The organism is Mesorhizobium sp. YC-39, assembly GCF_025753795.1.
In the GTDB taxonomy this organism is placed as follows: Bacteria; Pseudomonadota; Alphaproteobacteria; order Rhizobiales; family Rhizobiaceae; genus Mesorhizobium.
This window is the reverse complement of sequence record NZ_JAOWPS010000002.1, coordinates 259,674-277,978: the sequence shown is the minus strand read 5'-3', so window position 1 is coordinate 277,978 and position 18,305 is coordinate 259,674. Positions and strand designations below refer to the sequence as shown.

At 61.1% G+C, this 18,305-nt stretch carries 18 protein-coding genes and 1 tRNA gene; 5 read left to right on the top strand and 14 right to left on the bottom strand.

The window, feature by feature from the left end; all coding sequences use genetic code 11:
* Window position 1 precedes the first annotated feature (1 nt).
* From OHD62_RS10835 to OHD62_RS10815, 5 genes are all read right to left on the bottom strand, one after another.
* On the bottom strand, window positions 2-820 hold the full coding sequence (locus OHD62_RS10835; protein ID WP_263782687.1) for an MBL fold metallo-hydrolase: 819 nt from the start codon (window positions 818-820) through the stop codon (window positions 2-4).
* Between the two features lie 126 nt (window positions 821-946).
* On the bottom strand, window positions 947-1,966 hold the full coding sequence (locus OHD62_RS10830; RefSeq protein WP_263782686.1) for a substrate-binding domain-containing protein: 1,020 nt from the start codon (window positions 1,964-1,966) through the stop codon (window positions 947-949).
* A 101-nt stretch (window positions 1,967-2,067) separates the two neighbouring features.
* Window positions 2,068-3,084, bottom strand: a complete 1,017-nt coding sequence (locus OHD62_RS10825; protein WP_263782685.1) for an ABC transporter permease — start codon at window positions 3,082-3,084, stop codon at window positions 2,068-2,070.
* Window positions 3,084-4,616, bottom strand: coding sequence for a sugar ABC transporter ATP-binding protein (locus OHD62_RS10820; RefSeq protein WP_263782684.1), 1,533 nt, complete (start codon window positions 4,614-4,616; stop codon window positions 3,084-3,086). Before OHD62_RS10820 ends, OHD62_RS10825 begins: the two co-directional genes overlap by 1 nt.
* Before the next feature lie 4 nt (window positions 4,617-4,620).
* Window positions 4,621-5,559, bottom strand: a complete 939-nt coding sequence (locus OHD62_RS10815) for a ketopantoate reductase family protein (protein ID WP_263782683.1) — start codon at window positions 5,557-5,559, stop codon at window positions 4,621-4,623.
* Window positions 5,560-5,744: 185 nt separating this feature from the next.
* Between OHD62_RS10815 and OHD62_RS10810 the strand changes: the two genes are divergently transcribed.
* Window positions 5,745-6,482 (top strand): FCD domain-containing protein, encoded by a 738-nt coding sequence (locus tag OHD62_RS10810; RefSeq protein WP_263782681.1) that lies wholly within the window; start codon window positions 5,745-5,747, stop codon window positions 6,480-6,482.
* Window positions 6,483-6,843: 361 nt separating this feature from the next.
* Here OHD62_RS10810 and OHD62_RS10805 read toward each other — a convergent pair whose 3' ends face one another.
* The 5 genes from OHD62_RS10805 to OHD62_RS10795 all read right to left on the bottom strand — a co-directional run bounded on the left by OHD62_RS10805 (window position 6,844) and on the right by OHD62_RS10795 (window position 11,513).
* Window positions 6,844-8,298, bottom strand: a complete 1,455-nt coding sequence (locus tag OHD62_RS10805; RefSeq protein ID WP_263782680.1) for an adenylate/guanylate cyclase domain-containing protein — start codon at window positions 8,296-8,298, stop codon at window positions 6,844-6,846.
* 370 nt (window positions 8,299-8,668) lie between these two features.
* The gene (locus OHD62_RS10800; RefSeq protein ID WP_263782679.1) at window positions 8,669-10,504 is read right to left on the bottom strand and encodes a patatin-like phospholipase family protein; all 1,836 of its coding nucleotides are present in this window, start codon (window positions 10,502-10,504) and stop codon (window positions 8,669-8,671) included.
* Window positions 10,505-10,831: 327 nt separating this feature from the next.
* Window positions 10,832-10,978 carry an NnrU family protein gene (locus tag OHD62_RS35710; protein WP_412177381.1) on the bottom strand — a complete coding sequence of 49 codons (147 nt, stop codon included), beginning with the start codon at window positions 10,976-10,978 and terminating at the stop codon, window positions 10,832-10,834.
* On the bottom strand, window positions 10,930-11,052 hold the full coding sequence (locus tag OHD62_RS35705; RefSeq protein ID WP_412177380.1) for a hypothetical protein: 123 nt from the start codon (window positions 11,050-11,052) through the stop codon (window positions 10,930-10,932). Before OHD62_RS35705 ends, OHD62_RS35710 begins: the two co-directional genes overlap by 49 nt.
* A gap of 384 nt (window positions 11,053-11,436) precedes the next feature.
* Window positions 11,437-11,513: transfer RNA gene (locus OHD62_RS10795), tRNA-Met, on the bottom strand.
* A gap of 344 nt (window positions 11,514-11,857) precedes the next feature.
* Here OHD62_RS10795 and OHD62_RS10790 point away from each other — a divergent pair.
* On the top strand, window positions 11,858-12,823 hold the full coding sequence (locus OHD62_RS10790; RefSeq protein WP_263782678.1) for a Gfo/Idh/MocA family protein: 966 nt from the start codon (window positions 11,858-11,860) through the stop codon (window positions 12,821-12,823).
* Between the two features lie 21 nt (window positions 12,824-12,844).
* On the opposite strand, the gene mnmA is transcribed toward OHD62_RS10790, so the two are convergent.
* Complete coding sequence (gene mnmA, locus OHD62_RS10785; RefSeq protein WP_263782677.1) at window positions 12,845-14,035, bottom strand: tRNA 2-thiouridine(34) synthase MnmA; 1,191 nt, start codon at window positions 14,033-14,035, stop codon at window positions 12,845-12,847.
* A 272-nt stretch (window positions 14,036-14,307) separates the two neighbouring features.
* Here mnmA and OHD62_RS10780 point away from each other — a divergent pair, with 272 nt between their 5' ends.
* Window positions 14,308-14,583, top strand: a complete 276-nt coding sequence (locus OHD62_RS10780) for a DUF1153 domain-containing protein (RefSeq protein WP_006203587.1) — start codon at window positions 14,308-14,310, stop codon at window positions 14,581-14,583.
* A 70-nt stretch (window positions 14,584-14,653) separates the two neighbouring features.
* Here OHD62_RS10780 and OHD62_RS10775 read toward each other — a convergent pair whose 3' ends face one another.
* A complete protein-coding gene (locus OHD62_RS10775) occupies window positions 14,654-15,445 on the bottom strand; it encodes an NADP-dependent oxidoreductase (protein ID WP_263782676.1) in 792 nt (263 codons plus the stop codon).
* A 202-nt stretch (window positions 15,446-15,647) separates the two neighbouring features.
* Here OHD62_RS10775 and OHD62_RS10770 point away from each other — a divergent pair, with 202 nt between their 5' ends.
* On the top strand, window positions 15,648-16,046 hold the full coding sequence (locus OHD62_RS10770) for a winged helix-turn-helix transcriptional regulator (RefSeq protein WP_263782675.1): 399 nt from the start codon (window positions 15,648-15,650) through the stop codon (window positions 16,044-16,046).
* Window positions 16,047-16,129: 83 nt separating this feature from the next.
* Here the strand turns inward: OHD62_RS10770 and OHD62_RS10765 are convergent, their stop codons facing one another.
* Window positions 16,130-16,507: a flagellar export protein FliJ gene (locus OHD62_RS10765; RefSeq protein ID WP_263782674.1), complete on the bottom strand. Its 378-nt coding sequence runs from the start codon at window positions 16,505-16,507 to the stop codon at window positions 16,130-16,132.
* 452 nt (window positions 16,508-16,959) lie between these two features.
* On the opposite strand from OHD62_RS10765, the gene ctrA reads away from it, so the two are divergent.
* The gene (gene ctrA / locus OHD62_RS10760; protein WP_006203583.1) at window positions 16,960-17,655 is read left to right on the top strand and encodes a response regulator transcription factor CtrA; all 696 of its coding nucleotides are present in this window, start codon (window positions 16,960-16,962) and stop codon (window positions 17,653-17,655) included.
* A gap of 78 nt (window positions 17,656-17,733) precedes the next feature.
* On the opposite strand, the gene OHD62_RS10755 is transcribed toward ctrA, so the two are convergent.
* Window positions 17,734-18,102: a response regulator gene (locus OHD62_RS10755; protein WP_263782624.1), complete on the bottom strand. Its 369-nt coding sequence runs from the start codon at window positions 18,100-18,102 to the stop codon at window positions 17,734-17,736.
* Window positions 18,103-18,305: the final 203 nt, after the last annotated feature.

Genomic DNA, 18,305 nt, shown 5'->3' with positions numbered 1-18,305 from the left:
ATCAAGCCGCCTTGGCCGGCCGCACGACCTTGCCGTTGCCATCAAACTCGATCCAGTCGCCGGCGCGCAGCAGATAGGGATCGGCGATCGCCTCGCCGCGCGCCCTGGCTTGCCGGTGGTGCTCCATATATTCGGCGACGTCCTTGTCGCCGTCGAGTTTGATGTAGTGGCAAGGCAGCACTGTCTCGAGGCCAAGCCATTGCGTGGCGAGAACGCCTTCATAGGGGCTCATCTCGCCGGTCAGCATTTCGCCCGGCATCGGATTGAGATGCAGGATCTCCTGCGGATTGGCGATGCCGATGCAGCCGACATTCGGCTTATAGAGCTCGGCCTGCAGCTTGAGATCGGAGAAGATGGCGGTATCGCCATAGTGGTAGAAGCGCAGATTGTCGTCGGCATAGACGATGAAGGCCATCGGCACGCCCGAGATGAAGGAATTGTCCTTCAGCCTGATCTGCGACCAGTGATGGCATTCGAGCGGCTGGATCTCGATGCCCGCCACCTTGACGCGAATGCCCCACGTCGTGGCGCGGATCTGGTTGGCCGGTATGCCACGATCCATCAGCCAGGCCTTCACCTCGCCGCCGCAGACGACCGGACAGCCATACTTTTGTGCGATCTTGTCGGTGTCGCCGAGATGATCGAAGGCCGCGTGGCTGACGATGACCAGATCGACATGATCGAATTCGGTCGACTTGGTCGCTGCGCCCGGATTCTGGTCCAGAAACGGATCGCACAGGATGCGCAAGCCATCGCGTGTCAGGATCTCGTAGGCGGCGACGCCGTGGAAGCGCATCCGGGTGGTGGGATTACGTGCCATTTTATGTCCTTGGCCATTTTGGTATGATTGGCCATCCGGCGGCGAGGGAGATCGCGCCGCCGGAGGCTGCCCACCCTGAATCAAGACTAAACCTTGAACCAAGGCTCCGGCATGGGTTCGTGCAGCCTATTTCACATTCAGCGCTGTCAGCACCTTGTCGACATTATCCTTGGTGATCAGGATAACGCCGGTGTCGAGCGTGTCCGGGATCGGACGGCCGCCATCCTTCGACGAGAGCCCCGCCGACTTCAGCGTGTTGTTGTTGTAGTCGTGCAGCAGCTTGACCGCGTAGTAGATGAACAACTCGCGGTTCTGCACGACAATACCGTCGACCCAGCCTTCCTTGGCCGACTTGAAGAAGTCGGGCGTCTGCTCCATCGCGGTTACCTTGATGTCACCGGGATTCTTGCCGGCTTCCCGCAGCGCGGTGACGATGCCAGCGCCGGATTCGGAATCGAAGCCGGCAAGGCCGGCGATATCGGGATTGGCGGCAAGGATCGCCGCCGTCACCTGCGCTGCCTTCTGCGCGTCGCCGCCGTCGTCCTCATTGGCGACGATGGTGTATTTGCCACCGCCATTGGCCTCGATATAGGCTTTGAAGCCGGCCACCGCTTCGCGCATGTTGCCAGCGTTGATGATCGACATCGACGCGAGCTTGCCGCCATTTGGCAGCATTTCCATCAGCTTCTTGGCCTGGGCGACGCCGACCTGTGTCCAGTTCGTGCCGATATAGGCAAGGCGGCCGGAGTCGGGCAGGTCGCCGTCATCGACCACCGTCGGCACACCCTGCTCCATGCATTTCTTGACGGATTCGGTCAACGACGGATCCCAGCCGCCGACCACCGAGACGCCACTTGGCTTCTGCGCGCAGACCTGGTCGACGGCGGAGATGAAGCCAGGCACGTCGAAGTCGGTCGGCCCGGCGACAATCACCTTGACGCCGAGCTCCTCGGCGATCCGCTTCATGCCGACATAGTCATACTGCACGAACAGCGGCAAATTGGCCTTGTTGGAAATCCAGTAGTAGGTCTCCTTGGCATCGGCCGGCCCGAAGGATGATTCCTGCGCGCTGGCCGGAAAACTATTGAGTAGTGCCATTGCAGCGAGCGCTGCGCCGGAGAGTATCGTTCTCACTATCGATTTCATGCCCGTTTCCTCCTGATGTTTTCTTGTGGTCCCAGTCTTCTGAAATCCAGTCTCCTGCATGCCGTCCGGTTGTCCGGACGCCTCCTCCCGCCCGCCTGGACTCAGGCGCGGCCGCTGGTCTTGAAACGATCGAGCGAGACGGCGAACAGCAGGACCAGACCCACCACCAGCCCCTGCCAGAACACGCCGATCGCATTGATGATCATGGCGTTCTCGATCAGCGCGATGAACAGCACGCCGAGAATGCCGCCGAGGATCGTGCCTTCGCCGCCCTTCAGGCTGGCGCCGCCGAGCACCGTGGCGGTGATGACCTTGAGCTCGATGCCGACGCCGGCATTGACGACGGCGCTGTTGAGGCGGGCCGCGCCCAGCACGCCGGCGAGGCCCGCCAGCGCTCCCATGATGACGAAGCCGATCAGGATGAGGCGGTCGACGCGAATGCCCGAGAGCTGGGCCGCGCGCGGATTGCCGCCAATGAAATAGAACTGCCGGAAGAAGCGCGTCCGCGCCACCAGCCAGCCACCTATTAGCACCAGCACCAGCATCGCCCAGAAGGGCGACTGGATCCTGAACAGCGGGTCAGCGGCGCGGCCATATTCGGCGAAGGCGTCGGTGATCGGGGTGACGCCGGTGCCGGCGGTGACATAGGTCAGGCTGCGATAGATGGTGAGCGTGCCAAGGGTGGCGATCAGCGCGTTGATGCCGATGCGCGTCACGATCAGCCCGTTGACCAGACCGCACAGTGCGCCGACCATGATGCCGACGAGGACCGCGATCTCGGCCGGCCAGCCCCACCAGCCCGCCACGACGCCGGCCCAGACGCCGGAGAAGGCCAGCGTCGAGCCGACCGACAGGTCAAACGTGCCGCCGATCATCAACAGCATCATGCCGCAGACGAGCATGCCGACCGGCGCCAGGTTGAGCAGCACGGCCCGCATGTTGGAAGCGGTCGGGAAGTTGTTCGGGTAGACGATGCTCATCGCCAGCGCCAGCGCGACGACGAGCACAAAGAGCGTTAGTTCCCTGGAATCGGCAAGGCGCCGCACGATGCGCACGAAGAGGTTCTCGCGCCGGCGCTCGGCAGTCTCTGCCAGGGGTTGCGTGATCTGCATCGCCATCATGCCTCTGCCATTCCCGGTTGTTTGCGAACCTCGGCCACCGAGGCCGTGTATCTGGTGGCCAGCCGCAGGACCTGTTCCTCGCTCGCTCCATCGCCACGCAGTTCGCCGACCGTCCGGCCTTCCGCCATCACGACGATACGGTCGGCAAGCGCCAGCACCTCCGGCAGGTCCGAAGACACGACGAGCAGGGCGACGCCCTTGTCGGCAAGCGCCCTGAGCAGCCGGTAGATTTCGGAGCGCGCCCCGACATCGACGCCGCGTGTTGGCTCGTCGACGATCAGCAGGCGCGGCTCCATTGCCATCCATTTGGCCAGCAGCACTTTCTGCTGGTTGCCACCGGAAAGGTTGCCGACGATCTGGTGGACGCTCGGCGTCGCGATACGCAGTTCGTCGACGAAGTTCCTCGCCAGCGCCTCGGCCTTGCGGTTGGAGAAATTCGCGCCCGACGAGACCCTGGACAGAACCGTCGCGGCGACGTTGTTGACGATGTCCATGCCGAGGAACAGCCCGGCTGCCTTGCGGTCTTCCGGCACCATGCCGATGCCGGCGTGCTTGCCGTCCCACGGACCTTTCGGATCGATCGCCGTGCCACCGATCCGGATCGAGCCACCATGCCGGCGGCGCGCGCCGAAGATCGCCTCGCAGAATTCGCTGCGGCCCGAGCCGATGAGGCCGGCGAGGCAGACGATCTCGCCGGCCCGCACGGTGATCGACGCCGACCGCACCAGCGGCGGCGCTTCCACGTCTTGCGCCTCAAGCACGATGTCGCCGATTCTTCGCCCCGCGGCCGAACGAGAGAAATGCACGTCGCGTCCGACCATCAGCCGGATCAACTCGTCGGTCGATGTCTCGGCGACCCGCCGTGTGCCGGCAAGCCTGCCGTCCTTGAGCACTGTCACCGAATGGCAAAGCGAAAAGATCTCGGCGAGGCGATGCGAAACATAGACGACCGAGACGCCGTTGCCCGCCAGCCGCCGCACCACATCGAAGAGTTTTTCGGTTTCGGTCAAGGTCAGCGCTGCCGTCGGCTCGTCGAGGATGAGGATCCTGAGGTCACGCGACAACGCCTTGGCGATCTCGACGATCTGCGCCTGCGCCGGCGACAGCGCCGACACTTTCAGTGCCGGGTCGATGGCGACGCCAAGCTGCGCGATCAGCGCCTTTGCCTGTTCCCGCATGGCGCGGACATTGACCTGGCCAAGCCATTGCGTCGGCTGGCGGCCGGCGAAGATGTTCTCGGCAACCGAAAGCTGCGGCACGAGCGAGCCTTCCTGATGCACGATGCCGATGCCGAGGTCACCGGCGGCCTTTTCATCGAGCGTGCCGATCTCGGCGCTATCGACCAGGACGGTGCCCTGGTCGCGCGAATAGACGCCGGCGACGATCTTGCCGAGCGTCGATTTGCCGGCCCCGTTTTCGCCAAGCAGGGCGCGGATTTCGCCGGCCTCGACGCTCATCGAGACGTCGTCGAGCGCCCGTACGCCGGGGAAGAACTTGGAAAGGCCGTTGATTTCGAGGCGCGGCGCCATGGCCCTATTGAGCCTTGACCTGGAGGTAATGGGCCTGCTTGGCCTGGATCATCCAGACCATAGTTTCGTTGACAGGAGTGGGCACACCGGTGCGCTTGCCTGCGTCGACAATGGCACCGTTGATGACTTCAATCTCGGTTTGGCGCCTGGCCTCGACATCCTGCAGCATCGAGGCCTTGCCGCCGACCGCCTTCTCCAGCAGGCCGGTGATTGCGGCCCAGCGCTCGTCATAGTCGAGCGCGATGCCTTGCGCCTTCGCTACCGCCACAACCTCCTTGAGGATGGCGGCCATCAGGCTCTTGGTGCCGTCGAAGGTGACGAGTTCGTGCGACATGAAATGCAGCAGTCCGGCGACCGGCAGCGTGCAGGCATTCAGCGCCAGCTTTTTCCAGACCTCGTCCAGAATGTTGTCGGAGCGCGTCGTCTCGATGTCAGCGGCGCGGAACGCTTCGATCACCTTGCCGAGGCGCTCGGTCGGCTTGCCGGTGAGCTCGCCGATATAGGTCATACCGGATCCCGGATGCTTGACGCGGCCCGGCGCCAGCAGAGTGCCGCCATGATAGGTGAGCCCGACCAGAACGCGGTCTTCGCCGACGATCGAGGCAATGCGTGGCGCATTGCCCCAGCCATTCTGCAGGCTGAGCACGGCGGTCTCGCTGGCGATCATCGGTTCGGCCGACCGGACGGCAGCCTCGGTATGATAGCATTTGACGAAATTGATGATGAGGTCGACCGGGCCGACGCTTGCCGGATCGTCGCTTGCCGGCACCCTGATCACCGGCTGCGAACCATCTTTCTCCTCGATGGTCAGCCCGTTGTCGTTGATCGCCGTCACGGCTGCCTTGGAGACATCGATCAAGGTCACGTCATTGCCGGCGCGGGCCAGATATCCACCGAATATCCCGCCCATAGCTCCGCCGCCGCCCAGAATGGCGATTTTCATGCATTTTCCTCCCTTGGCGATCGCAACCGCCGTCGCAAAGCGCGCTGACTTGTCGGCTTGGCAGCAAACCAAGCCGACGTCGGCCGATGCTCGTAGGCCCGGCCTGTCTTTCCGCTTTTCAATCTTTGTGATTTCAGCATTGCAAGCTGTTGCATGGTTGTCAAGCATGATGGTATGAAAGGTCTATGGTCGACCCACTTGTCATAGAACGAAAGAAACTCTTCGAGCATGTCGCCACGCATCTCGAGGGGCAGATCCTCTCCGGCAAACTGAAGCCCGGAGACCAATTGCCGCCCGAACGCGATTTACAGTCGCGCTTCGGCGTCGGCCGCCCGGCCATTCGCGAGGCGTTGATCTCGCTGCAGAAGGCCGGTCTCGTCGAACTCACCAATGGCGCCCGTGCCAAGGTGCTGATGCCGACAGCCAGCCATATCTTCACCGGCATGGCGCCTGCCGTCAGGCAGATGCTGTCGACCGAGGAAGGCCAGCGCTCCTTTCAGGGTGCTCGCATGTTCTTCGAAGTCGGTCTCGCCCGCGAGGCTGCCCGTACGGCGACGGCCGCCGATCTGGAATCGCTGCGCGCCGCGCTCGAGGCCAACCGCTTGGCGATCGGCGACCGCGACCGCTTCACCAGCACCGACATCGCCTTCCACTTCGAGCTGGCGCGTATCGCCCGCAATCTCGTCTTCATCGCACTGCACGACCAGATATCGGAATGGCTCAAGGAGCAGCGCATCGTCACTCTGGCCGCCGACGGCCAGGAACAAACGGCCTATGAGGCTCACCGCGCCATCTATGATGGGATCGCGGCGCGCGACCCCGATCGCGCCGAACAGGCGATGCGGGAGCATCTCGACCAGCTGACGACGATGTTCTGGCGCCAGCGGGCAAGTGAGCCTGAGACTGGCGACCACGACGAATGAAGATCGGCATCATTGGTGACGTTTCACCGGTTCCAGTGACATTGCCAACACGCTCGCCAGGGCCGGCGACCGGGCCGGTCAGTATGTCGGCATGCCGACTGAAAAGCGCTGGCTCCACGTTCCGGCGAGCGCTTCATCAAAGGAGTGGGGGATGGTGGTAGCGAGAGAGCGCTACCGCCTTTCCCCACACTCGAAATCCCTGCGATATTTTCTACGGTGTTGGACGTGATGGACCTGTTTCGGTGCTGCAAAGATTGATGGGGAACGGGAAGTCTGACCGATCCGGGCAATTGTAGTGGGCACCGCGAAAGTCAGCTTCGGCGAAAAAGGCGACACACGGGATCGCGACTGACCGTCGCTTTCATTCGAGCCCGATCCACACAAAGCCATCCTGCTTTCGGCAGGGATAAACGATCAGCTTTGAGCGGTTTTTCGAAATGTCACCCGCGAATTCATAGCCCGGCGCAGTACCATCCTGCTGCAACTTCGCCCACTCCCTGATGTCGCCAGTTAGCAGGTCGAAACAACTCTGATGCCAGCGGCAGACCAAGCCAAGATCTGCGGTGATCGTGCTCTCCGTGTGTGGGAGCCCCAGCACTTCGGCCTGAGCGGAACTTCGGCGTTCGTAGAGCGGCAGATGAAGATGCGGGCAGGCATTGTTGAACGCGCAATAGCTGTCGGATCCGCGAACGACGACGATATCGCAGTTCTCAAAATCGAGAATCCGACGTTCGTAGGGCTGAAGCTCGTCTTCGGCAAAAGCGCGAATCCACCTCCTACCACCGTGACGAATGGTTTCGCGAGGCCGCTTGGCATTCAGCACGGCGTCAATTTCGGGCTTCAGCCTGACGATTTCGAATAGGCTCATGCGCTCAGCGGTACCGCGAAGGCGTACCCTGACGAAGTCGGCGATTTCCACCTTGTCGGCGATCTGGTCGCGGAGGGCCTCGGATATCAGCAGTCGCGTACCGGCATCCTTGTTGGCCGCCTCGACCCGGCTGGCCAGATTCACCACGTCGCCGATTGCCGTGAGACGTTCGTGTCCGGCAAAACCCAGCGTGCCGATGACGGCTTCGCCATAGTTGAGGCCGATCCGAATATCGAAATCGATGCCATACATCGAGGCAAAGAACGGCTTTAGACGATCGACTGTGGCGAGGGTCTGAAGCGCGGCGTTCACGGCGCGGAGCGGAGCGTCGGGCTGGTCGTCGATACCGAATATTGCCATGAGCCCATCGCCGATGAGTTTGTCGATGAAACCACCATTCTGCTCGATGATGTCGCCGACCTGGGCGAAGTAGCGATTGAGCAGATACATCACGTCGTAGGGCGAAAGCCGCTCAGACAGCGCCGTGAAATCGACAATGTCGCTGAAGAAGACCGCAACATGCTTTGCTTCGCCGCAACGCGTCGCGGCAGAACCGCCAATCTGGCTGGTGATCATCATGTCGGTTTCGTCCAGCACCAGGCGTCGGACGCGAAGCTCGCCTTCCGGCCTGAGCTGACAGGCCAGCCGGACCTCATCCGCCAATCTCAACCGGTCCGCCATCGAAGTCTCATCGGAATTCCGGTCCGGGCAGGCCTTTAGCCCATCGAGCACCCAGACGCGGCATGTCGAGCATTTCGCCCGGCCGCCGCAGGCATGTGCGAACGGCACGCCCGATCTAAGTGCCGCCTCGAGCAAGGTCTCATCGGCAGCCACGTCAAAATCGATCTGGTCAGGTAGAGCGGTTACTTTGGTCATATTCTTGAACAGGGTCTGCGGCGTTGGCCGGCTTGCCAGTGTAGCACCGATCGGCTCAGGCAATCGAATCATGATCTTCGGGCGCCGACGAGCCGAGATGGTTTCGTTGACGCAAATGCGTCTTCCGCCGGTCACCGAGCGTTACGTCGAGGCGCTGGGCATCTCCGGCGTGCCGGAGTGATCGTTGCGGTTGCAAAGATGCTGTCTCCTGCGCGTAACGTCCGGCCAGGCGACGTCCCTTGATCCCGGGTCGCTTCTGATAGTTCTCTGGCCGGCTTGTCCGAGGACTGAGCGCGTAGAGCAGCCGTGAACAGCCGGCGAGCTCCTGTTGGGTTCGCGTCGAACTTCCGGTTTCCACCCTGACGAACCTGCCTCCCTTGCCGTGCATTTGCTCATCGCCGCGCTTTTGATGTTCGGGCTGCCGGTATCGCGCTGTGATGCGCTAAGTATGTGCGTTGCCGAGCACCGCCCGGAGCCCTGAGTCGTTCTGGCGGAGACGTTGCTCGATCCATTGCGTCGTGCGGTCGTAGGCGTCCGAAAATAACTCGGAATGCCGACTCCAATCCATGAAGCCGATCGTGCTCGAAACCTGCGGACAGACCAAGACATCCTCGTCGCCGACGGCAATGTCCTGCGGCCCGTGTGCCAGCATACTCGCGGCAATAACCTGAAGCATGCTCGGAATCTGCGGCAAGCGGGCACGGCCGAAAGGATTCAGCAGGGCGACCGCCAGGTCCGATCTTCCGGGGATGCGGTCATAGTCGATGTGGTATTTTTGCGGTCCACTGGACCCAAAGCTCACGATGACATTGGGGCCGGTCTTGAGTTCCCTCATCTGTTCCAGCGGCAAATTGTTCATGATGGCGCCGTCCACCAGCATATCGCCGCCAGCCGTAAAGAACGGCGGCAGGACACCCGGGAGCGAGCCGGATGCCCGAACGGCTTGCCAGAGTTTTCCACGACGGTGGACATGGGGCTGACGGCTGCTCAAATTGGTCGAAAGCGCAAAGAACGGAAGCCAAAGATCTTCGATCAGAACGTCGCCGTATTCCTCCCGAAGGGCTCGATCGAAGGCTTTGTGATCTAGAAGCGCGAAACGCGGCAAGGTGGGGCGCCGAAACGCCCGACTCTTGACAAATATGTTGTGCGTGCCGCGGTCGATCTGCTCGGCGTCCAACCCTCTTGCGAAGCCGGCCATCATCGCCGCTCCGGAACTCGTCCCGCCGAGGTAGTCGAAGCGCCCGCCCGCCTCGACGAAGGCCTTGTAGACGCCCAGATGGGCGCTGCCCAGGGACCCACCCCCCGCTGCCACGAAGCCACGTGCCTTGCAGGAAATAAATCGGACCAGGCGCTGGATATCAGACCTGTCCTCCAGCGCAACATGATGATGCTGGCCGACATGGGGACGCTCATCGAGCCACGCAGAGGTGCCGGAGACCGCAGCCGAGCGATTGTCGTGAATTAGGACAAGCCGACCGGTCGATGGTGGATGGACCGATAGCGCCAATTCCTCGGACGTGTTCAAGCGAGGCGAGGAGGACGCGTTCGCTAGCAACAGGACGGTATCGGCCTGGCGAATGCAGACGCGTGTCCATTCATTAGGTTCTTCATCGGCGACGTAGACAACGAATTCAGCTTGCGCCTCCAGTTCGTTCAACCAGTTAAGGACCGGCTCGTCGTCGATCGGACGACCTGCGAACTTCGCGTGGACGTCAAGCCGGGAAACGAACTGAGCGCGCGTGACCGCGCCGAACTCTTGCTGTAGGTGCCCGATGAAAACCGGTGAGATGCGACTTCCGCCGGCTGCAATGATGGCAAGCGTTCGGATCTTGGCAGGTTTCTGGAGACGTGACAAAATCGGGGATTGCGTGGCGAACCGGCGCGCCAGAGATATTGTGACCGCCTCTCTGAGGTTCGGCAAAGCCTCGGCCGCCTTCTCGAAATGATTACGACTGATTTCAAGGACGATCGAATCGCGCGCCGCAAGGACAGTGGCCGTACGGGGCAGCCCTGCAAAGAAACCAATTTCGCCGACTAGTTCGCCCTGTGCAATCTCGGCGACCGAGCCAATCGGATCTCCTTTGTGTACCGTAAAGCGACCGGACAGCACGACGAAGAACCTGTCCGATGGATCTCCTTCGCGAACCAGGACCTCACCGCGCCTCAGGACCCGACGGTCGGATTCGGCAGCCAAAGCCTCGAGCGCCAGCAACGACGCCCGATCGAACATCAATGTCGCCGACAATAATCTCGCGGCGAGAGAATCGATGGAGGACATTTGAGCCATCCCGGGGACGCATTCGCTCCGGTAATTGTTGTACCGCTCGTGTTTGCAGCGTCGCAAGGCGCGATCCGAGCCGAACCGCAACGTTGCCGGCTGGAGCCCGTCTATGGATCAAAATTCTGATGTGCCGACCTTATGCCAAGCATTGGTTCACTGTGGTGTCTGCGAGGCGCTCGATCCGCGGCAACTGGTGGGATTCGCCAGGCCATCTAAGGCGCGCCGTCGCTGCGGACGTTCAAGCGAAGGGCGAGACTCCGAACAGCCAGCCGTGCAGCCAGAGCCCGAACAATGCGAAAGCCACCAAGCCGATGCCCACAGCAATCAGGTCGCTAAGCGGTCGCACGACCGCGGGTGCCGGATCCCGCGTGGAATGACGGCAATGAGATCGACAATCGCGTAAACCAGAAGCGCTCCGAAGACTAGGAGCGAGGCAAGGTCGCCATTGGCCAGGAGGTGCCGATGGCCCAAAGGATGATGCCCACCAGCATCGGGTGCTTCAGCCGATGCTTGATTGAACCCGCGGGCAAGTAAGCGGCTGCCAGAAAGACGGTCCGCTTTGAACATCCGAGGCGCGAAGCTGCCGGTCCGTTCTCGGCCCGAAACCCGACGTCCGAGTAGTGGCTTGGGGATTTCCGTAGTTGCGCAAGCCGGACCTAGCGAGCGACCGCATAGTTGTGGTCGTCATTAGATAGGCGAGCGAACCGCAAAACTGCCGCATCAAGTCGACGCTAAGGCATTGATATTGCTGTCGTCAAAACCTGGGGATTTTTGGAACTACTCCCCAGCTTCGGAGAATGATGGGCATTCAGAGAGTCATTTGGGGAAGAAAGTCGTTTCCGTACTCCCCAGCTTTCGACCCCAAACTGCCAAAAGCTGGGCTTCCGGGAAGCCAAGAGGGGACGGGAGAATTGTTCGGAATTTGAGGGTGGTAGCGGGAGAGGGACTTGAACCCCCGACCCCAGGATTATGATTCCCGTGCTCTAACCAACTGAGCTACCCCGCCAGGGCGGCGAAAGGCCCGAAATCCGCCTTAAATCGAAAGGCATGTCGAGGCGTTCGCCAAGGTCGCGCGGATATAAGGTTGGGACACCAAGCCTGTCAAGCATCGATGCAGTCGGCCATGCCGCCATATTGGCCTCGCATCGGTCCGAAAATCGGAATCGATTTTCGGCCGGCACGATGCGGGAGATTCAAGGTCTTGGAGCATACTTTGTGCGTCCAAGTGGACGCACGTCGCTCCAATGGCCAAAATGCTTTGCCGGGCAGACATTTGAGCTGGGACACCGGGGTTGAGTTCGACGAGGCACGTCGCTATGTCTCGGCCACGAAAGTCATGGTCTGAAATTGATGAAACCGCGCATTGCAGTCCTCGGTTGCGGATACTGGGGCAGCAACCACATCCGCACCCTCAAGGCGCTCGGCGCGCTGCACGCTGTTTCGGACGCCAACCCTGCCCGTGCCGAAGGGTTCGCCAGCGAGCAGGATTGCCTGGCAATCGAGCCCGAGGCGCTGTTTACCCGCAAAGACGTCGATGCCATCGTCATGGCGCTGCCGCCGCAATTCCACGCCGACATGGCAGTGCGCGCCGTCAAGGGCGGCAAGGACGTGCTAGTGGAAAAACCGATCGCCCTGACGGTGGCCGATGCGGAGCGCTCGGTGAAGGCGGCGGCCGACAATGGCCGCGTCTTCATGGTTGGCCATGTGCTGCGCTTTCATCCCGCTTTCGAGACGCTGAAGGCGCTGATCGACAATGGCGAGCTCGGCGAGGTGCGCTACATCCACTCGCATCGGCTCGGGCTCGGCAAGTTCCATACCGAAAACGACGCGCTCTGGGATCTCGCGCCGCACGACCTGTCGATGATCCTGGCCATCACCGGCTCGGAGCCGGTCGAAGTGCGCGGCGAGGGCGCCGCACTGCTCGACAAGCTCAGTGACTTCGCGCATCTGCATATGCGCTTTCCCAACGGCCTGCGCAGCCATCTCTTCGCCTCGCGGCTCAATCCTTACCGCGAGCGGCGGCTGACCGTGGTCGGCACCAAGGCGATGGCAGTGTTCGACGATGTCGAGCCATGGGAGCGCAAGCTCGCCGTCTACCGCCACGCGGTGTGGCAGGACAGCGGCCAATGGGCCTTCACCGCCAACGAGCCATCCTATGTGGCGGTCGGCGAGGGCATGCCGCTGACGCGTGAGCTAGAGCATTTCATCCAGTGCATCGAGACGCGGGCAGAGCCCCGCACCAGCGGCGAGGAAGCCATCAGGGTGCTGCGCATCCTGACTGCCGGCACGGTCGCCCATAGCGGATCGCCTTCCTGAGAGAAAAGTGCTGTCGCCGCCCTACTCGGCGGGAACCTGCGCTGGCCGAGCCGCAAGCCGGTTCAGCATTGCCTCGGCCTCGGCGCCGCGCTCGGAACGCTCGATGAAACCGCCGCCGAACACGCGGGCCTCGTTGCCGTCGTCGGAATAGAGCACGCACGCCTGGCCCGGCGCGATGCCGGACTCGCCGTCGACCAATTCCACCGAAGTGACGCCGGCGCGGTGATGCAGCACGGCCGGGCGCGGCGGGCGTGTCGAGCGGACCTTGGCAAAGAGCTCCAGCCCGGTCGCCGGAATGTCGGCGAGGTGCCCATCGCCCAGCCAGTTCATGTTGCGCAGATAGATCTTGTGCGTCTCCAGCGCTTCGCGCGGACCGACGACGACGCGGGCGCGGTCGGCATCGAGATGGACAACGTAGAGCGGCTCGCCCGAAGCAATGCCGATGCCGCGGCGCTGGCCGATCGTATAGCGCAAAATGCCTTCATGGCGGCCGAGCACGCGGCCGTCGATGTGGACGATGTCGCCTGGATTGGCGGCGGCCGGCTTCAGCTTGGCAATGATGTCGGAATATTTGCCCTGCGGCACGAAGCAGATGTCCTGGCTATCGTGCTTGGCGGCGACGTTAAGCCCCATTTCCTCGGCAATGGCGCGAACCTGCGGCTTCGACAGGCCGCCGAGCGGAAAGCGCAGATAGTCTATCTGCGGCTGCGTGGTGGCGAACAGGAAATAGCTCTGGTCGCGATCGGCGTCGACCGGCCGGTAAAGAGCGCGATGGGCGCCGTTGGCACCGGAACGGATATAGTGGCCGGTGGCCAGCGCGTCGGCGCCGAGCTCCTGCGCGGTCGCCAGAAGATCGGCGAACTTCACCGTCTGGTTGCAGGACACGCAAGGGATCGGCGTTTCGCCGGCCACATAGCTCTCGGCGAACGGGTCGATCACCGCCTTGCGAAAGCGCTCCTCGTAGTTGAGCACATAATGCGGGATGCCGAGCGTCTCGGAAACGCGGCGGGCATCGTCGATATCCTGACCGGCGCAGCATGAGCCAGCCCTGTGCGTTGCCGCGCCATGGTCGTAGAGCTGCAGCGTAACGCCGACGACATCATAGCCTTCGTGCTTCAAAAGACCGGCGACAACGGACGAATCGACGCCGCCCGACATGGCGACGACGACACGAGTGTTTTGCGGGCTTTCGGGAAGGTCGAGGCTGTTCATGGTTCTTTCGTTCTGCGCGGCGCCCAATTGACGGCGCTTGAATGCCAATGGCCGGAATATAGGTCAAGCACCTCGGGTGCGCCAGCTTTGCGGCGGCGTCGATTTTTGCGAGCAAATTCCGCACTTGCCGGCGGATATCTCAAATGCCGACGAAAACACTAACGCGGCGTTCATGATCCTTACCTAGCTATTAGGGTTCGCTTAGGCAATTTTTAAAGCTGTGGCGGTAATGTGATGGGGATTGGGTCTTTGAGTTTTTAGTAGAGAGTACGATGACCGATCTAGTTAGACCACGAGTCAAATATGTTATCGGGCCTGACGGCAGCCCTCTTACGATCGCCGATCTGCCGCCGACGAACACACGTCGCTGGGTTATCCGGCGCAAGGCGGAAGTGGTGGCTGCGGTGCGCGGCGGGCTTTTGAGCCTTGAAGAAGCCTGCCAGCGCTACAAGCTGACAACCGAGGAATTCCTCTCCTGGCAGGCATCGATCGATGAGTATGGCCTTGCCGGACTGCGCACGACGCGTATCCAGCAATACCGTCATTAAACTGATTCCAGGACGATGAAAGGCGCGGTAATCCGCGCCTTTTTTGTTTTGCCGGAACGATTCTCCTGTATCAGGCCGCAAGCACCACTTTGCCGATCGGCCTGGTGGCGAGAAAGGCATGCGCGGCGCCAGCCTCTTCGAGCGGAAAGGCTTTTGCCACGTGAACGGCGAGCTTTTTCGCATCGACCAGTTTGGCAAGCTCGACAAGGCCGTCGCGGTCAGGCACGACAGACATGCGTTCGACCCGGATGCCTCGTGTCTTGGCCTCCTCCTTGGCAGCATCGCCGACATTGAGCAGCGACACCAGCACGCCGCCGGGTTTGAGCACCTTCAGCGAGCGCTGGGCATGGTCGCCCCCGACCGTTTCTAGGACGAGATCGATGTTGATGATGCTGTCGGCGAAATCGCCCTTGGTGTAGTCGACAACCTCATCGGCGCCGAGCGAGCGGACGAAATCGAGTTTTCCCGGGCTGGCGGTGGCGATGACATAAGCGCCGCGCGCCTTGGCGATCTGCAGCGCCAGATGCCCGACGCCGCCGGCCGCAGCATGGATCAGAACGCGCTGGCCCTGTTTGAGCCCGCCATGGCGGACAAGGCCCTGCCAGGCCGTCAGGCCGGCCAACGGCAGCGCCGCTGCGTGAACATGGTCGATACTCTCCGGCTTCTTTGCAATCTCGCCCGCCGGTACGGCGGCCAGTTCGGCATAGGCCGCTGTCTGCTTGGGAAAGCGCGGCATGCCGAACGCGGCGTCGCCAAGCTTCAGGCCGGTCACCCCTGAACCTAGTGCCTCGACGGTTCCAGAAATAACCCAGCCCAGGATGAAGGGTGGCGCGCCGAGCAGTGAATAACGGCCGCTGCGCACAGAGCCATCGACCGGGTTGATGCCCGCTGCCTTGATGCGAGTATCGGGTCGGGTCGATCTGCGATGACGAGGACGTCAGGTCCGCCGACGGAATTCTGGACAATGGCACGCATGGGAATCTCCTGCTGGTTGGTGTTCCACTATCATTTGGATAGTAATAATACCTTGTCTAGTATGTACCCGTTTGATATATATGTATCTAATGGATAGCGAAGATAAATCCCCTTTTGGCTATGACGCGTTCCGCCGGACGTGCCCGTCGCACACCGTGCTCGAAATGCTCGCCAGCAAATGGGTCTATCTGGTGGTTTGCGCCTTGCGTCGCGGACGGCTACGCAACGGCGAACTGGCGCGCAAGCTCGAAGGCATCACGCCGAAAATGCTGACGCAGACGCTGCGCGTTCTCGAACGCGACGGCCTGGTGCGGCGCGAGATCTTTCCAGTCATACCGCCGCGGGTCGAATATGAACTGACCGAACTCGGCCAGAATCTGGCGGGGCTGCTCAGTCAGATAAGGACCTGGTCGGAGCAACATGCCCCTGACATCAAGGATGCCCGTGCGCGGGCGGCCGCGGGACAGGAAGGGGATTTGGTGGCTTGAAACTGGCGCCTGCCTGGCGACTGGCAGCGTTCCATGGTCGACGCCCCTATCGCCGCGTACCGATTGGGCCTGGAGCCCTGTTTTCAGCCGATCATGGCGCTGCGGGGGCCGGTCTCGGCGTCACGGATCTTGGTATCGCGCGATTCGAGCATTTCCGCCTTGGAGAGCTCAGCTTCGGCTTCGCCAAGCAGTGATTCGGCAATGCTTCGCTGCTGGGCGAGATCGCTTTGTGAGTTTCTGAGATTGTCGCGACGCAAGCGCGCCGCCCTGGCGAAGGTCGGATAGGCAAAATGGTTGATGTCGGTGATGCCAGCCTTCTTTTCCTCGGCGGTGATCTGAAGTTCCAGCTCGACAGCCATGCGTTCGAATTCGGCGATCATCATGTCGAGTTGCAGCAGCTGCCGCCGCTTCTCGTTCACCTGAAACTGCTTCAGTCGAACGAGGTTTTCACGTGACTTCATGATTCGGTACTCCTGGAAACGCACACCTGCACATATCGTCCAATCCGCTCCGGCAAGCCGAGGCTTCACCCGTTTCCACCGGCTTTCCCGGAACTATGGGAAACAAACCCCTAAAGTTTTTTGCCGGCGGTAACCATTCGTTTACGGGCATTGTTAATCATACGGCTCAGGACTTAAGGCCGGGTAAAAATTCCGGTCCTCGGCTGGGAAGCGTGACCAGCGAGTCCGAAGAGTCACTTAGTCTGGCTTATTAATGTGTTGCATTAGCGGTTTGGTTCTGTGATTCATCATTAGATTCAACAAGGTGTAGAAAGGGGTTAAAAAATCTGATACCGTCATCAGTACGGAATTAGGTTTTGTTAACCATTCGATGGCAGCCTCTGCTCTAGGCAATCACTGCTCCGGTCCTGGACGGGTCGTGAAATGGTCCGGCAGCAGAAAAGGGGAATGAAATGCGTGTTCTGCTGATAGAAGATGACAGTGCAACCGCACAAAGCATCGAGCTGATGCTGAAATCGGAAAGTTTCAATGTCTACACGACCGACCTCGGCGAAGAAGGTGTCGATCTAGGCAAGCTCTACGACTACGACATCATCCTTCTCGACCTCAATCTTCCCGATATGTCGGGATATGAAGTCTTGAGAACACTTCGTCTTTCTAAGGTGAAGACGCCAATCCTGATCCTCTCCGGCATGGCCGGCATCGAGGACAAGGTGCGCGGTCTCGGCTTCGGCGCCGACGACTACATGACCAAGCCGTTCCACAAGGATGAGCTGGTTGCCCGCATTCACGCCATCGTGCGGCGTTCCAAGGGCCATGCCCAGTCGGTCATCACCACCGGCGACCTGGTGGTCAATCTTGACGCCAAGACCGTCGAGGTCGGCGGCCAGCGCGTGCATCTGACCGGCAAGGAATACCAGATGCTGGAGCTGCTCTCGCTGCGCAAGGGCACGACGCTGACGAAGGAGATGTTCCTCAACCACCTTTACGGCGGTATGGACGAACCGGAACTGAAGATCATCGACGTCTTCATCTGCAAGCTGCGCAAGAAGCTCGACGCCGCCTCCGGCGGCCAGAATTACATCGAGACGGTTTGGGGCCGCGGCTATGTGCTGCGCGAACCGGAGGATATCCGCGTCAGCGCCTGAGGCGCTCTTTCGATTGGTTTCCCACAAAACCCGGCTTCAGCCGGGTTTTTCTTTTGAATAGTCATTAGTGAGCCTGTATCAGGCCGCGATTTTCAAGTTGCGGAAGCATTCGAGCAGCTGCGGTCGATTGAACGGCTTCAGCAGATAGCCTTGAGCGCCGGCGCGCTTTGCCTTCATGATCGATGCGACCTCGACCTCGACCAGCGAAATCAGGATCTGCGGCCGTACCGGGCTTGCCATGGCGCGCACTCGGCGAATGACATCCACCGCCTGCATATCCGGCAAGGCGCTGTCGACGATGATGATATCTGGCATATCGGCGGCACACATCTCGACTGCGTCAAACCCGCTGGCGGCTTCGATGACCAGCATGTCGGGACCACCCAGGATGCGCTTTGCAACCTTCCTGATGACGCTCGAATTGTCGATGAACATGCAGCGTTTCATTTCCGGGCCTTCTTTGCCGGCAGCGTCGCGGGGCTGAGAGGCACCATCGGCCAATCCGGTAAAGAAGCCGAAAAGCCATTGGGTAAAATTTTTGTAAAGGCGCTATTACATATTCTTCTTCGTCGATACTTCGGCTTTTTCAGACCGGAAAATCTTTCCGCAACGACACAAGGTATTGTTAGAAAAAGTTCTTTATCTGTGCT